At 62.1% G+C, this 13,147-nt stretch carries 14 protein-coding genes and 1 tRNA gene; 8 read left to right on the top strand and 7 right to left on the bottom strand.

The genetic code is table 11. From position 1 onward, the window contains the following. Window positions 1-71: 71 nt before the first annotated feature. Window positions 72-344: an HU family DNA-binding protein gene (locus tag ACFSQT_RS38860; RefSeq protein WP_006201846.1), complete on the top strand. Its 273-nt coding sequence runs from the start codon at window positions 72-74 to the stop codon at window positions 342-344. Window positions 345-735: 391 nt separating this feature from the next. Then, window positions 736-918: a hypothetical protein gene (locus ACFSQT_RS38855; RefSeq protein WP_379027260.1), complete on the top strand. Its 183-nt coding sequence runs from the start codon at window positions 736-738 to the stop codon at window positions 916-918. Between the two features lie 166 nt (window positions 919-1,084). Here the strand turns inward: ACFSQT_RS38855 and ACFSQT_RS38850 are convergent, their stop codons facing one another. After that, window positions 1,085-2,107 (bottom strand): aldo/keto reductase, encoded by a 1,023-nt coding sequence (locus ACFSQT_RS38850; RefSeq protein ID WP_379027259.1) that lies wholly within the window; start codon window positions 2,105-2,107, stop codon window positions 1,085-1,087. Between the two features lie 152 nt (window positions 2,108-2,259). Between ACFSQT_RS38850 and ACFSQT_RS38845 the strand changes: the two genes are divergently transcribed. The 3 genes from ACFSQT_RS38845 to ACFSQT_RS38835 all read left to right on the top strand — a co-directional run bounded on the left by ACFSQT_RS38845 (window position 2,260) and on the right by ACFSQT_RS38835 (window position 4,054). Beyond that, window positions 2,260-2,826, top strand: coding sequence for an SIS domain-containing protein (locus ACFSQT_RS38845; RefSeq protein ID WP_379027258.1), 567 nt, complete (start codon window positions 2,260-2,262; stop codon window positions 2,824-2,826). Window positions 2,827-2,829: 3 nt separating this feature from the next. Continuing rightward, complete coding sequence (locus tag ACFSQT_RS38840) at window positions 2,830-3,573, top strand: creatininase family protein (protein WP_379027257.1); 744 nt, start codon at window positions 2,830-2,832, stop codon at window positions 3,571-3,573. A 139-nt stretch (window positions 3,574-3,712) separates the two neighbouring features. Continuing rightward, a complete protein-coding gene (locus tag ACFSQT_RS38835) occupies window positions 3,713-4,054 on the top strand; it encodes a hypothetical protein (protein WP_379027256.1) in 342 nt (113 codons plus the stop codon). Window positions 4,055-4,134: 80 nt separating this feature from the next. On the opposite strand, the gene ACFSQT_RS38830 is transcribed toward ACFSQT_RS38835, so the two are convergent. From ACFSQT_RS38830 to ACFSQT_RS38820, 3 genes are all read right to left on the bottom strand, one after another. Beyond that, complete coding sequence (locus tag ACFSQT_RS38830) at window positions 4,135-5,052, bottom strand: carbohydrate ABC transporter permease (protein WP_379027255.1); 918 nt, start codon at window positions 5,050-5,052, stop codon at window positions 4,135-4,137. Between the two features lie 6 nt (window positions 5,053-5,058). Beyond that, the gene (locus tag ACFSQT_RS38825; RefSeq protein WP_379027254.1) at window positions 5,059-6,180 is read right to left on the bottom strand and encodes a carbohydrate ABC transporter permease; all 1,122 of its coding nucleotides are present in this window, start codon (window positions 6,178-6,180) and stop codon (window positions 5,059-5,061) included. A gap of 95 nt (window positions 6,181-6,275) precedes the next feature. Beyond that, entirely contained in the window at window positions 6,276-7,952 is a 1,677-nt protein-coding gene (locus ACFSQT_RS38820; RefSeq protein ID WP_379027253.1) for an ABC transporter substrate-binding protein, read from the bottom strand. A gap of 287 nt (window positions 7,953-8,239) precedes the next feature. Between ACFSQT_RS38820 and ACFSQT_RS38815 the strand changes: the two genes are divergently transcribed. Genes ACFSQT_RS38815 through rbsK form a run of 3 tightly spaced genes read left to right on the top strand, consistent with a single transcriptional unit; the run spans window position 8,240 to window position 10,708 of the window. Then, window positions 8,240-9,295, top strand: coding sequence for an ABC transporter ATP-binding protein (locus tag ACFSQT_RS38815; RefSeq protein ID WP_379027252.1), 1,056 nt, complete (start codon window positions 8,240-8,242; stop codon window positions 9,293-9,295). A 26-nt stretch (window positions 9,296-9,321) separates the two neighbouring features. Continuing rightward, window positions 9,322-9,774: an RbsD/FucU family protein gene (locus ACFSQT_RS38810; protein ID WP_379027251.1), complete on the top strand. Its 453-nt coding sequence runs from the start codon at window positions 9,322-9,324 to the stop codon at window positions 9,772-9,774. Window positions 9,775-9,778: 4 nt separating this feature from the next. After that, on the top strand, window positions 9,779-10,708 hold the full coding sequence (gene rbsK / locus ACFSQT_RS38805) for a ribokinase (RefSeq protein ID WP_379027250.1): 930 nt from the start codon (window positions 9,779-9,781) through the stop codon (window positions 10,706-10,708). Between the two features lie 48 nt (window positions 10,709-10,756). Here the strand turns inward: rbsK and ACFSQT_RS38800 are convergent, their stop codons facing one another. The 3 genes from ACFSQT_RS38800 to ACFSQT_RS38790 form a co-directional block, all read right to left on the bottom strand. Further along, the gene (locus tag ACFSQT_RS38800; protein ID WP_379027249.1) at window positions 10,757-11,998 is read right to left on the bottom strand and encodes a glycosyltransferase family 2 protein; all 1,242 of its coding nucleotides are present in this window, start codon (window positions 11,996-11,998) and stop codon (window positions 10,757-10,759) included. Then, complete coding sequence (locus ACFSQT_RS38795) at window positions 11,992-12,552, bottom strand: polysaccharide biosynthesis C-terminal domain-containing protein (protein WP_379027248.1); 561 nt, start codon at window positions 12,550-12,552, stop codon at window positions 11,992-11,994. Before ACFSQT_RS38795 ends, ACFSQT_RS38800 begins: the two co-directional genes overlap by 7 nt. A 312-nt stretch (window positions 12,553-12,864) precedes the next feature. Further along, window positions 12,865-12,941: transfer RNA gene (locus tag ACFSQT_RS38790), tRNA-Asp, on the bottom strand. Window positions 12,942-13,147 lie beyond the last annotated feature (206 nt).

Genomic DNA, 13,147 nt, shown 5'->3' with positions numbered 1-13,147 from the left:
CGCTTCTTTCTAAAGTCCGTTTCCTGCCGGATGAGTCGTAAGTTCCGGTGTTCTCATGGAAGGGAATTTTTATGAACAAGAACGAACTGGTGTCCGCTGTCGCCGACGCCGCGAGCATTTCGAAGGGTGACGCGCAGTCGGCGGTCGATGCGGTCTTTTCCGTGATCACCGGCGAACTGAAGAAGGGCGGCGATGTCCGGCTTGTCGGCTTTGGCAATTTCACCGTGTCAAAGCGTGCGGCGTCGACCGGCCGCAATCCTCAGACCGGCGCCGAAGTGAAGATCCCGGCACGCACCGTGCCGAAGTTCTCGGCCGGCAAGGGCCTCAAGGACGCAGTCAACTAAGCGCCTTTTTTCTTTCAGAGACCAGAAAAGCCGGGCTTGCCCGGCTTTTCATTTTTGTGTCCGGCGCCGGTACACGCGACCAGAAAAGCCGAGCTTGCCCGGCTTTTCATTTTTGTGCCCGACGCCGGTACACGCGACCAGAAAAGCCGGGCTTGCCCGGCTTTTCATTTGCCGGGCCTGGAGTGGACAATCTCTGGGTCAGGCCGTCCGGAAAATGAGGGCGCGAAGCAGCCAAACTCGCGAGTCCAGAGAACCGGGATGGAAGGGCGCTTAACGCGAGTCCGCGTTTTGCGCTCGACCGATTGCCCTGGCCATACTATCCTGGACCTAGGGCATTGGCGGTGCTGCTCCACGTCGGGAAGAGGTTCCCCATGCCTAGGGGTGTTCGGAAATGAACCTATTGATCGACAAGCTTGCCGGATTGGTCTTTATCGTCCTTGGCTTCCTGCTGGCGGCATCGGGTTACCGGGCCGCATCGACGGGATATATGGCTGCCGGGATCGTTCTGCTCGCCATCGGAATTGCACTGGTGGTACGCAAGGTGTTGCGGCGAAATCAGGACAATCAACGGTGATGGCGGCCAAGGGGTAGAGGGCTAACCCCCTGGTCCGCACGATCCAGGATGATCTCAAAACACGCCTGGGTCGTGTACCATGAGCGGATTCAGGCGACGCGCTTTGGGTCTTTGTTCTTATGCATGTCGTTGTCCCAAAACCGGGTCCACCTTTGGGCGACATGCATTAGCCATTCGGCGCGTCGGCGCGCATCAAGCCTTCCTTCTTGAGATCGGCCCAAAGCGCTGCCGGCAGCTTCGCGTCGAGCAGCGAGCGGTTGCTCTCGACTTCGCTCGGCCGCTGGCCGCCGGGGATCACCGAGACGACCGAGGGGTGCAGCAACGGGAATTGCAGCGCCGCCTCGATCAGCCGCACGCCATGGCGCTTGCAGACGCTCTCGATGCTGGCGACCCGGTCAAGGATGTCCCTGGGCGCTTCGCTGTAATTGTAGTGGGCGCCAGGCTTCGGCCCGGTTGCCAGGATGCCGGAATTGTAAGGGCCGCCGAGAACGATGCCGATGCCGCGCGCCTGGCAGAGCGGCAGGAAGGATGCCAGCGCCTCCTGTTCCAGCAGCGTATAGCGCCCGGCAAGCAGGAACAGGTCGAAATCGCCGCGCTCGGCCAGCGTCTGGGCAACCGGCCACTCATTGATGCCGCCGCCGAACGCCTTGATGACGCCCTGGTCGCGCAGCGCCAGCAGCCCGTAATAGCCTGAACGCATGAATTCCTCGATGCGCCGGTCGGACGCTTCCTTGCTGCCATGCGTGAAGATGTCGACATCGTGCACGAAGAGGATGTCGATACGGTCGACGCCGAGGCGCTCGAGCGAGGCTTCGAACGAGCGCATGACGCCGTCATAGCTGTAGTCGTAGACCTCGCGGCGCGACGGCGTGTCGAAGAATTTGCCGATGCCGGTGCGCTCTTCCGGCGGGCAGGCGCGCATGATGCGGCCGACCTTGCTCGACAGTACATAGTCGTCGCGCTTCTTGGAGCGCAGGAACGGGTTGAGCCGCGTTTCCGACAGGCCAAGCCCGTAGAGCGGCGCGGTGTCGTAGTAGCGGCATCCGGTCGCCCAGGCGGTCTCCAGCGTGGCATTGGCGTCCTCGTCCGAGACGGCGCGGTAGAGATTGCCGAGCGGCGCCGTTCCGAAGCCGAGCTCGGTAAAAGTGATGCCGCCATTGCCGATGCGGTCGAAATGCCGTGTCTTCATATCCTGCTGGTTGCCTCACGTGATTTGTCTGACATGACACTATCATGCCTGTGGCTCGGCAAAAGCGTTGCGGACCGTTGGACACGCTTTTTCGCCGTTGCTAGCATGAACGAAATCAAGCTTCCCGGGATGATTTCGATGGCAGGTTCGCCGTGAGCGACAACAACGAAAACCCGTTCTCGACGGCACTTGGCGAACTCGGCGGCGTGCTGGCGCGCGTCGACGAGAGCCGCATCGACGCCGCCTGCAAGATGCTCGCCGGCGCCAGACAGATCGTCGTCTACGGCTGTGGCCGCGAGGCCTTGCAGGTCAAGGGCTTTGCCATGCGGCTCTATCATCTCGGCCTGCCGGTGTCGGTGGTCGGCGACATGACCACGCCGCCGCTTGGGCCTGGCGATGTCTTTCTCGTCAGTTCGGGGCCGGGAGAAACCTCGACCGTGTTGACCTTGATGCAGGTCGCGCACGGTGCCGGTGCAACGAACCTCCTGCTGACCGCTCAGGCCGACAGCAGTGCTGCAGGGCAGGCCGATTTCACGCTGCTCATTCCCGCGCAAACCATGGCCAGCGACCAGGGGACCAAAAAAACCTCGGCGCTGCCGATGGGATCGGTGTTCGAAGGGGCGCTGTTCCTTATGTTCGAGGTGATGGTGCTGAAGCTCAGGGAATTGACCAACGCGTCGCCGGAAGCCATGCGCTCTCGCCACACCAACATGGAATAGACCATGCGCTACGAACTGATGCTGCCGCACCAGATCCGCAAGGCGATCGCCGAGAACTGGCCGGTCGTATTGCCGCTCGGCGTGCTCGAATACCATGGCGAGCACATGGCCGTCGGCATGGACACGCTGGCCGTCATCAAGACGCTGGAACTGTTCGAGAAGGAGGCCGACATCGTCATCCTGCCGCCCTTCTACTATGGCGCGGCAAGCTATGCCGTCGCGGCGCCGGAAGGCAGCGGCTCGGTGCAGGTCGGCGGCAATGCGCTGGCGCCGTTCGGTGAGGAGCTGTTCTACAGCCTGCTGCGCATCGGCTTTCGCAACATCCACGCCATCATCCACCACCAGACAGAGAACTTCGCCGCCGGCATGCCGACCGACCTCGCCTTCAAGACCGCCGGCCGCCAGGCGATCTTCCGCTTCCTCGAGAAGGAACGCGGCGAGGGCTGGTGGGGCTCGCAGGCGATGGCCGGCTACTACGCCGAGCACGCCGAGGGCGGCAATTTCTTCAACTGGGTGCAGGTGCATCCGCTGATGCCGGCGGCAATGAACGGCAAGTATCCGTTCGACCATGCCGGCATCGGCGAGACCTCGCTCATGCTGGCGCTATGCCCCGAAGCCGTCGACGTCGCTCACTTCGCCGCCAATACAGGCTGGTACACGGTGAGCGCGCCGGAAGCCTCGGCGGAACTGGGGAACAAAGGCGTCGCCATGATCCTCGATCATCTGCGCACGACGTTTAGGGGCTAGTCTGGCTGATGCCTTTTCGAACCAGAACATCAGGACGCACTGCCGTCCATATATTAGCAAGTGAGAATAATATATAATAGCTCCAACCACGCCGTTGGCCATTGGAGCCGTTCCGGTGCACGCGGTCGGAAAACGATGCATGGCAAGCTTGGCAGGCGTGATCGCCACGGCTGCGGCACTTCAGAATGTTTCTGCGTTTGCGCACAATGCCGAAAGCGGCTGGATTTATCCGCCGGCCTGCTGCCACGGCGATCCAACGACAGGCGAGTGCGGCACGATTCCCAGCATCACCGTGACACCGCAGGCCGATGGCTACGTGATCATTTTGCGGCCAGGCGACCATCAGAAGGTCACTCACCAAAACCGATATTTCGTTCCCTACGACAGTGTCATTCCGTCCGGTGACGACAACTTCCATATCTGCCTGCATCCGACCGAGGAGCACGAAAACTGCTTCTTTGCGCCGTCGGAGGCGATGTAGGGCATGCTCGCCCCACGCCGATCGACCCCCCGTACCCGGCGATCAATAGCCGATCAGGGCGCTCGCCGGCATCGCCATGCCTACTTCACCGCTCCGGCCGTCATGCCCATGATCAGGTAGCGCTCCAGCGCAATGCCGATGACCGCGAGCGGCGCAATCGCGGCGGTGGCGAGTGCCGCCATCGACCACCAGTTGATGCCTTGCGAGCCGGTCTGGCTCGCAACCATGACCGGGATTGTCTTGGCGTCGGTCGAGGTCAAAAGCGCGGCGAAGAAATACTCGTTCCAGCACAGCACCATCGCCAGGATGAAGGCGGCGACCATGCCCGGCAGCGCGATCGGCATCACGATGCGGAAGAAGGCGCCCCAGATCGACAGCCCGTCGACAAGCGCTGCCTCCTCGAGTTCGACCGGTATCGAATTGAACTGGTCGCGCATGATCCAGATGACGATCGGCAGCACCATCAGCGTGTAGAGCAGGATCAGCCCGATGCGTGTGTCGAGCAGCCCGACTTCCCGGTAGAGCACCAGGAAGGGCAAAGCGAGCACCACCGGCGGCAGGATCAGCTGCGACAGGAAGAAGAACGAGATGTCCTCGTTCTTGAACCAGGCGAAATGGTAGCGATAGCGGGTCAGCCCGTAGGCGGCGAGGCTGCCGATGATGATGGCGAGGCTCGACGCGCCGACCGAGGTGATGACCGAGTTCATGAAGCGCTTGAGGAATTCCTCGCGCACCGTCGAGGTCTGGAAGATCGAGTCCGGCGACAGGCCGAGTGAGCGCCAGCCCTTCCAGTCCGGTTGGAAGTCGACGAACGGGATCAGGTGGCCTTGGGTGACGTCGACCGCCGTCTTGAACGAAGTGGTGATCGTCCAATAGATCGGGAACAGGCAGATGAAGGCCCAGAAAACCAGCGCGCCATAGATGAAGGCGCGGTTGGCGACGAATCTCGCGGGCGAGCGAATCTCAGAGGCGACGTATTCGGTGGTCTGAACGCTCATCTTGTCTCAATTCACATTGCGCACGAAGCGGTTGGCAAATTTCAACAGCCACGTGACGAACACGACGATGATGATGAGATAGGCCATCGCCAGCATGGTGCCGTAACCGACATTCGAACGGTCGCGGTATTCGCGGTAGATGAAGCTCGACACCGAATCGGTGGCGCCGCCCGGACCGCCCGAAGTCACCGTGATGATGATGTCGGCAAGCTTCAGCTTGAAGATGATGCGCAGGATCACCGCCGTCACCGACACCGGCAGCATCAGCGGGAAGGTGACTTGCCAGAAGGTCTGCCAGGCGGTGGCGCCGTCGACGCGTGCGGCTTCGAGCACCTCGCGCGACATCGCCTGCAAGCCGGCAAGCAGCATGATCATCATGAAGGGGATAAAGGTCCAGGCGTCGAGCACCATGATCGATATGCGGGCGGTGATCGGGTCGGAGAAGAAGGCAGGATTGTCCCAGCCGAGATGGCGCGCCAGCGTCGCCGCCGGTCCGAAGCGGTACTCCATCAGCGATTTGCCGATCATCCACGACACCGCGACGGGTGACAGCATCAAGGGCAAGAGGAAGACAACGCGGAAGAATTTTCGCGCCCGGATCTGGGCGTTGAGCAATAGGGCCAGGCCAAAGGCAATGACGTATTCGACCGCCACCGCCAGCACATAGAGCACCATGTTGAACAGTGCGTTGCGGTAGTAGGGATCGCCCAGCATCTGCCAGAAATTGGCGAGCCCGTTGAATTTTCGCCCGGAGAAGGAACTGAGGTTCCAGTCGGTCAGCGCGATGTAGAAACCGAACAGTGTCGGGAAGATCACCATGGCGATGGTAAACAACAGCGCCGGCAGCAGGAACAGCGCACGCTGGCCGTCCTCGCCGCGCGTCAGCACCTGGCCGATGCCAAGCGCCACGCCCCACAACACATAGGCGTAGACGACAGGGCGCCAGGTTTCGAAGCCGACAGTGATGGCTTCGGTCTTGTACAGAATCTCCAGCGCGATCGTCGCCAGCAGGCCAAGCGTTGCAGCCGCCATCAAAGCCCAACCGAGCCGCTTGCGGCCCGGTGCGACCAGATCGCCTGGAACGCCGTTTGCCGGCCATGCATCGGTGGGCAAAGTCTGATCAGCCACGCGTCCCGTCCGTTCAAACAAGCTCCTCGACCGGCTTGCGGCCGGTCGAGGTCCGGCGGCGAAAGCCGCCGGACACGGTTCACTATGATATCAGCCTACATGCCGAGCGAGGCCTTGTAGAGCTTGACCTGGTTGTCGCGGCCGATCTGGTCGGTCAGCTTCTCCCAAGCAGCCGCGATCGCGTCGGCGCCTTCCTGCGCCTTCATCTTGCCGGCGAAGGTGTTGGCCAGGATATCCTCGGCGGCGCTGTAATACTGGAAGATACCGGGGATGCGCGGTTCGATGGCCGCGTTGGGATGGTTGTAGCTGTCGGCTTCCGACTTGAGATACGAGGTGATGAACGCCTCGTCATAGCCGGCCGCCACCCACTCCGGAATGTCGAAATGGGAATTGCGGTACGGCTGGAAGCCGGACGGATACGCCGCGCACCAGAGTGACAGGTCCTTGCCGCCGAGATGGGCTGCCGCCGACCAGGCTGCCTTTTTCTTCTTCTCGTCGCTGTCGACGCGCGCCATGACATAGACCCCCCAGCCGAGATAGGCGCAGTTCGGCGCGTAGTTCGGGCCGCTGGCGAGTTTGTCCCACTTGCCGGTCTTGGAATTGTAGACATCGTCGGAGCCCGGCAGGATCGAGAAGCCGGTGACGTCCCCGACGACCGAGGAGTCGCTGGTCTTCGCATTCGAGCCAGCATCTCCCCACCAAGCCAGCATCGAACCAGTGCCGCCCAGGAACTGGGAGAAACAGGTCTGGTTAGGGTCGGCGTTGATTTGATCTTTCGGTTCGAAAGGCAGCGCGTCGATCACGTCCTGGATCGCCCGCACCCAGGCCGGGTTGTTGACACGCGGTTTCATCGTATCCGGATCGAACAGCCATGCCTTGTCGTCGGGATGCTTGGCATAGGCGCTGGCGCGGCTGCCAAGGAAGTAGAAGCCGAAACCGCCCCAGGGCTTGGGCGCGTCGAGATAGCCATAGACGTCTTGGCCCTTCACCTGCTTGCCCTTGAGGAATTTGGTCACGACCTGCACCTGCTGCCAGGTCTTCGGCACGCCCCATTCCGTCAGGCCTGCCTTGTCGCCACCGTCTGCTTTCCAAGCTGCTGCCAGATCAGAGTCGGAGAACACGTCGGTGCGGTAGTTGAAGTTGTGCGTGTCGCCGTCGACGGTCACCCGATATTGCTTGCCATTCCAGGTGCCGACCGGCGGCTTCAGATAGGCCACCAGGTCGTCCATATCTATCTGCTTCTTCACCCAGTCCGGCATTTCGGAGGTGAGGCCCTTGCCGCAGACATCGCCTTCGAAAGGCGCACCCATCTCGACGATATCAAAATCGATTGTATTGGTGGCGATCGCCTGCTGCAGGCGTGGGTTGTAGTCAGCCTGCGCCAGGTCGATCCAGTTGATCTTGGCGCCGGTATAGGTCTCCCACGGCTTCAGGAAGCCGCGGAACAGCACGTTGTGCAGGTTCTGGTTGTTGAGGCCCATGAAGGTGAGTTCGACGCCGGCGAATTCGCCTTCCTTGACATTGGCCTTGGTCGCGTCGAGGCAGAGTTCACCGACTTTCTGGAAATCGGCATCCGTGGGCTGGCCTTTGCCGACGCCGGGGATCTGCAGGATTTTGGCGCGCAGGTCGCTTGCCGCGGAAGCAGGGCGCGTCAGGGCGCCAAGCCCGGCGCCGGATGCGGCTGCGATAGCGGCCATGCTGGCCGCTCCCTTCAATATATCGCGCCTGGTGGCGCCGGCACGAACCAGTTTCTCGTAAAGACCTGTTCTCATCGCAATTCCTCCCAAAACACCAGTGTGATGGATGTGGCCAACCTGTCGGACGCTGGAGCACCAGCGATTCTCCCGGCTCGGAAACGAATTGGGCAGGACCCCACCCTGCGTCGATTTTAGGTTCCGATTGCGGATCAGGTAACGACATTTAGACCAGCGCCTGCCACTATTCTCGCAACCAAACGCCGTGTCAACGAGAACGGTTTTTATCTATAAGAGACCGACTTGCCCTGGCAGGTCGCGTTGGTTAGCTTCTGCCTACGGCCAGTGGGGCCGATGGGGGAGATATGGCTCAAGTCGCAATCAGCAAGGTGGCCAAGGCATTTGGAACCGTCAAGGTTCTGCACGAAGTCAGCGTCGACATCGCCGACGGGCAGTTCGTGGTGCTGGTTGGCCCTTCGGGTTGCGGCAAGTCCACGCTGCTCAGAATGGTGGCCGGGCTCGAAACCGTCTCCGGCGGCACGATCGCCATCGGCGATCGCGTCGTCAATCATTTGCCGCCGGCCAAGCGCGATATCGCCATGGTGTTCCAGAACTATGCGCTCTATCCGCACAAGACGGTCGAGCAGAACATGGCCTTTGCCCTCAAACTGCGGAAAACCGATCCGGCCGTGGTCGCCGAGCGGGTCAAGCGCGCCGCCGACATCCTCGATCTCAATCCCTACCTGAAACGCTATCCCCGGCAGCTCTCGGGCGGCCAGCGCCAGCGCGTGGCGATGGGCCGCGCCATCGTGCGCAATCCGCAAGTGTTCCTGTTCGACGAGCCGCTGTCCAACCTCGACGCCAAGCTGCGCGTGCAGATGCGCACCGAGATCAAGGAACTGCACCAGCGGCTGAAGACCACCACCATCTACGTTACGCATGACCAGATCGAGGCCATGACCATGGCCGACAAGATCGTCGTCATGCGCGATGGCCGCATCGAGCAGGTCGGCGCGCCGCTGGAGCTGTTCGACCGGCCGGCCAACCTGTTCGTCGCCGGTTTCATCGGTTCGCCTTCGATGAACCTGCTCAAGGGCACCATGCGCAAGGGCGCCAAGGCCGGCGTCGAGATCGCAGGCACATTATTCCCGATTGCCGACAATGCCGCGCAGGACGGGCAGGCGGTCGTCTATGGCGTGCGGCCGGAGCATCTCGAGATCCATCCCGATGGTGTGCCGGCGAAGATTTCGGTGGTCGAGCCGACCGGCTCGGAGACGCTGGTGTTCCTGCGCTTCGGCGACGGCGAGATGGTGGCGCTGTTTCGCGAGCGCCACGACTTCAAGCCCGGCGACACGCTCACCTTGAAGCCGCGGCTCGACCAGATCCATCTCTTCGACGCCGAGACCGGCAAGCGTCTCTGATTTCAAACGACTTCACGAGGAATACCATGCTCAAAGGGATCAATCCGTTGCTCAATGCCGATGTGCTGCAGGCATTGCGGGCGATGGGGCACGGCGATGATCTGATCATCGCCGACACCAACTTCCCGTCCGATTCGGTGGCGCGCCAGACGGCGCTCGGCCGCCTGCTGCGCATCGATGCGCCGGCTGCCGAGGTGGTCAAGGCGGTGCTGTCGCTTTATCCGCTGGATACGTTTGTCGACGATGCCGCCGCGCGCATGGAGATCGTCGGCAAGCCGGACGAGATTCCGCCCGTGCAGAAGGAAGTGCAAAAGGAGGTCGACGCAGCCGAAGGCAAGTCGTGGCCGATGATGGCGGTCGAGCGCTACGCCTTCTACGAGCGCGCCAAGCAGGCCTATTGCGTCATCCAGACCGGTGAGCGCCGCTTCTATGGCTGCTTCGCCTTCCGCAAGGGCGTCGTGCCCCCGGATGCGGAGTAGCGCCATGGCCTCGGGCAAGCCGATCGTCATCCTGGGTGTGTTCGTCGCCGATACCGCCTATCGCGCCGATCGCCAGCCGCGCATGGGCGAGACGATCCTCGGCAACTCGTTCAAGCTGGGGCCGGGCGGCAAGGGCTCGAACCAGGCGGTCGCCGCCGGCAAGCTCGGCGCCGACGTCACCTTCCTGACGCGCCTCGGCGTCGACCCCTTCGCCGACATGGCCATGCAGACCTGGGCCCAGGCGGGCGTCAAGAATGCCGTCATCGACACGCCGGAAAGCTACACCGGTGCGGCCTACATCTTCGTCGAGGAGACGACCGGCAACAACGCCATCATCGTCAGCCCCGGGGCGGCGATGCTGATCTCGCCGGCCGATATCGAGGCCAATGCCGGGCTGATCGGTGGCGCCGGCGTCTTTGTCACCCAGCTCGAACAGCCGATCGACGCCGCGCTGCGGGCGCTGGAGATCGCACGCGGGGCAGGGGTGACGACCATCCTCAACCCGGCCCCGGCGGCAACGCTTCCCGACCGCATCTACACGCTGTGCGACTATCTCACGCCCAACGAGACCGAGGCCGGGGAACTGACCGGCATCAAGGTCTCCTCCATCGATGACGCCCGCCGCGCCGCCGACAGCCTGCTCGCAAAGGGCGTCGGCACAGTTGTCGTGACGCTCGGCGAAAAAGGCGCGCTGCTGCACACGGCGCATCGTTCCGACCATGTCGGCGTGGTCAATGCCGGCCCGGTGGTCGAAACGACAGGCGCGGGCGACGCCTTCAATGGCGGGCTCGCCGCGGCGCTGTCGCGCGGTGTCGAGCCGTTGCAGGCGGTGCGCTTCGCCAGCGCGGTCGCCGGCATTTCGGTGACGAGGCCCGGCACCGCGCCGTCGATGCCGACGCTGCAGGAAGTCGAGGCGCTGCTGGCCAGTTTGTGAGGTCGGCGTGGTGAACCGCTGACGCCGGCTGCGGCAAGCAAGCTTGGCTTAAGACTTTGAGCCTGGAGATTTCTTCGAACGCAAGCCTGTTGAGATCCTGCGCAGGGGACCTGTGAAGCGCCAGCTTCTGGACTGATGCAAGGCCGCGATTTGCATTTGGCACGCTTGCAGCGCTTGTTCGATCTCGTCTTTCTCGTTCCTTGCCTCCGAAGCGGCGCTCCGTAGCTCGACGTTGCTTTGGCGAGCCAGATCGAGCTCATCGCGCAGCCTCGAGATTTCCGGTTGCAACGCAGCTTCCTTGTTGAGCGCATCCGAAGCGGCCCTCTGTAGCTCGGCATTGCCCTGCTGAGCCAACTGCAGCTCACTATGCAGCCTTGAGATTTCAAGCTGCAGCGTCGCTTTTTCGGCCTCGGCGCCTGCAAGCATCGGTCGGATCGTTTGCACATCCTCCCAGGCAAGCCGCGCCACCAGATCGCCGGCGGCGCGCCGCATCTGCTCGCTCCAGGCGGCGGGATCACCGCGCATGAGGCGCGAATACTCGGATTGTTCCTTGCTGGCGTTCGGTATCCAAACGCGCAAGGCTGGGGGCCACCAGCCTGCCTCGTCCGCGATATCGAGAAGAATAGCCAGTTGCGGTGCCTGGGAGTGACGCGAGTTTTTCCATTTGGCGCTGAAATGCAGGACGGTTGGAACGCGGCAATAGGCGAGGGGGTTGCGCGGGTTCTCGCGAATGAGTCGCCGCCATATCTGCCAGTCCCCGGCCGATGCGACGTCTTCCGGCCAGACATCGCGCGACGGCAGGCAATCGGCGCGATACAGGAAGCAGCTGGCGGGTATCGTGTTGCCGACCTCCATGAACACCCTGAACTCGTCGGCCAGCTCCAGATTGGTCAGGAAGGGGGCTGCGATGCCATCGGTGGAAACCCACAGCGCCTGACTGTAGGCGATGGCAGCCCCACCTTTGAGGCCGTCCGCCAGGATCTCCAGATGATCCGGAAACAGGAGATCGTCATCGGCGGCAAAGCCAATCAGCTCGCCGCGTGCCTCGCGCAGCGCGATATTGCGGTTCGCGTAGCCAAAGTTCGGCGCCTTGGGCAAATCGAAGAAGCGAATGCGGGCGTCCTGAAAGGCCTCGACCACTTCGGCCGTGCCGGGCGCGCAGCCGTCGCCGACGACCAGCAGCTCAAGGTCCTCGACGGTTTGATCCAGCACCGACTGGATGGCCATGCCGATGACATCCACGCGCGAGTGGGTCGGCATCAGGATGGAAAAGCGGGGCTTGCTCACCATCCCTTGGCGCTGCCGAAATCATGGGGAATGAGATCGGTGTCGATGGGCAGGCGGTACTTGTCGGGATTCGAGTGATCGTACTGTATTGTCGGGAAGTTGATGACGACGAGGTCGGATGTTCCGATGCTCCGGTCGGCATGCCAGACGAACTTCGGAATATTGACCAGGCGGGGGCGATCACCGGAGAGGTAGACCTTCGAAATCTTGCCGTATGTGCTGGATTCGGGGCGAGGGTCGTAAAGGACCAGTTCCAGCTCGCCGCTGATCACAAAATAGCGGTCCTCGTGCAGCTTGTGCAGGCCCCAGCCCTTCACCACACCGGGGCGAATTGTGAAGATGTAGGAAAAGACCAGCGGGTCGGCATGCCAACCCCAGCGCGGGTCATAGACCTCCGTGACGCTGCCACGGTCGTCATTGTGCCGGACGCTGTCGAAAAAGGACATGCCGTCCACGAGTGGCGCAATGCTTTGCCGCTGCTCATCCAGAGTGCGTTGATCCTGCTGAGCGGCGGCTAGTGTGGCCTCCAGAAGATTCGGGCTGGTGTGGTCGCTCATGAACGAAGTCCCTGCTATTTGGCCGCCTCAGATCGGCCCTAACTCTCACAATTTGCGATGGATGTCCCGATCGGCCAACAGGTTCGCGTAGCGAGGATGACTTTTTCGGGCGCCGGAGCCGAACCGCAGGTGTGGGGTAGCTCGGCTCTGCCCGAGACGTTCCCCGGCCCGGCCCGTGAGCGTGTTCCTGGGTTCAGGCTTGAGAGATCAAACTCAGATCCGAGAAGATCCGAGTTGCCTCATCCGAGATGATTTTTTTGACAATTACGTCGACATTTCTCCGAAGCCAAGGGTTTGATCCCTTGGGAGAAATGGCGCGAGTGACGGGGCTCGAACCCGCGACCTCCGGCGTGACAGGCCGGCACTCTAACCAACTGAGCTACACCCGCGCATTGACGAGCACGTGTCAGCCGTGTTCGTCGTTGGGCCGCTGGATAAGGGGTTCGCCACCGGGTGTCAAGCGCGGCAAGACAGCATAACAGCAAACAGGAGAAGGTTTTTTGACAGCCGGCGTTTTGTTGGCAAATCCAGCCTCCAACCAGGGCATCCCCCACTCATTTGGCCTTGCGAAGCCGACCTCGACCGCTTAAAGGTC

This window comes from Mesorhizobium calcicola (assembly GCF_042682105.1).
Classification (GTDB): Bacteria; Pseudomonadota; Alphaproteobacteria; order Rhizobiales; family Rhizobiaceae; genus Mesorhizobium; species Mesorhizobium calcicola.
The sequence above is the reverse complement of the archived record's forward strand: the minus strand, read 5'-3'. Positions and strand labels throughout refer to the sequence as shown.

Excerpts from the sequence above, each read along its gene's own strand:
- ACFSQT_RS38860 (WP_006201846.1), top strand. The coding sequence starts at position 72 with ATGAACAAGAACGAACTGGTGTCCGCTGTCGCCGACGCCGCGAGCATT.
- ACFSQT_RS38855 (WP_379027260.1), top strand. The coding sequence starts at position 736 with ATGAACCTATTGATCGACAAGCTTGCCGGATTGGTCTTTATCGTCCTT.
- ACFSQT_RS38850 (WP_379027259.1), bottom strand. The coding sequence starts at position 2,107 with ATGAAGACACGGCATTTCGACCGCATCGGCAATGGCGGCATCACTTTT.
- ACFSQT_RS38840 (WP_379027257.1), top strand. The coding sequence starts at position 2,830 with ATGCGCTACGAACTGATGCTGCCGCACCAGATCCGCAAGGCGATCGCC.
- ACFSQT_RS38835 (WP_379027256.1), top strand. The coding sequence starts at position 3,713 with ATGGCAAGCTTGGCAGGCGTGATCGCCACGGCTGCGGCACTTCAGAAT.
- ACFSQT_RS38830 (WP_379027255.1), bottom strand. The coding sequence starts at position 5,052 with ATGAGCGTTCAGACCACCGAATACGTCGCCTCTGAGATTCGCTCGCCC.
- ACFSQT_RS38820 (WP_379027253.1), bottom strand. The coding sequence starts at position 7,952 with ATGAGAACAGGTCTTTACGAGAAACTGGTTCGTGCCGGCGCCACCAGG.
- ACFSQT_RS38815 (WP_379027252.1), top strand. The coding sequence starts at position 8,240 with ATGGCTCAAGTCGCAATCAGCAAGGTGGCCAAGGCATTTGGAACCGTC.
- ACFSQT_RS38810 (WP_379027251.1), top strand. The coding sequence starts at position 9,322 with ATGCTCAAAGGGATCAATCCGTTGCTCAATGCCGATGTGCTGCAGGCA.
- rbsK (WP_379027250.1), top strand. The coding sequence starts at position 9,779 with ATGGCCTCGGGCAAGCCGATCGTCATCCTGGGTGTGTTCGTCGCCGAT.
- ACFSQT_RS38800 (WP_379027249.1), bottom strand. The coding sequence starts at position 11,998 with ATGGTGAGCAAGCCCCGCTTTTCCATCCTGATGCCGACCCACTCGCGC.
- ACFSQT_RS38795 (WP_379027248.1), bottom strand. The coding sequence starts at position 12,552 with ATGAGCGACCACACCAGCCCGAATCTTCTGGAGGCCACACTAGCCGCC.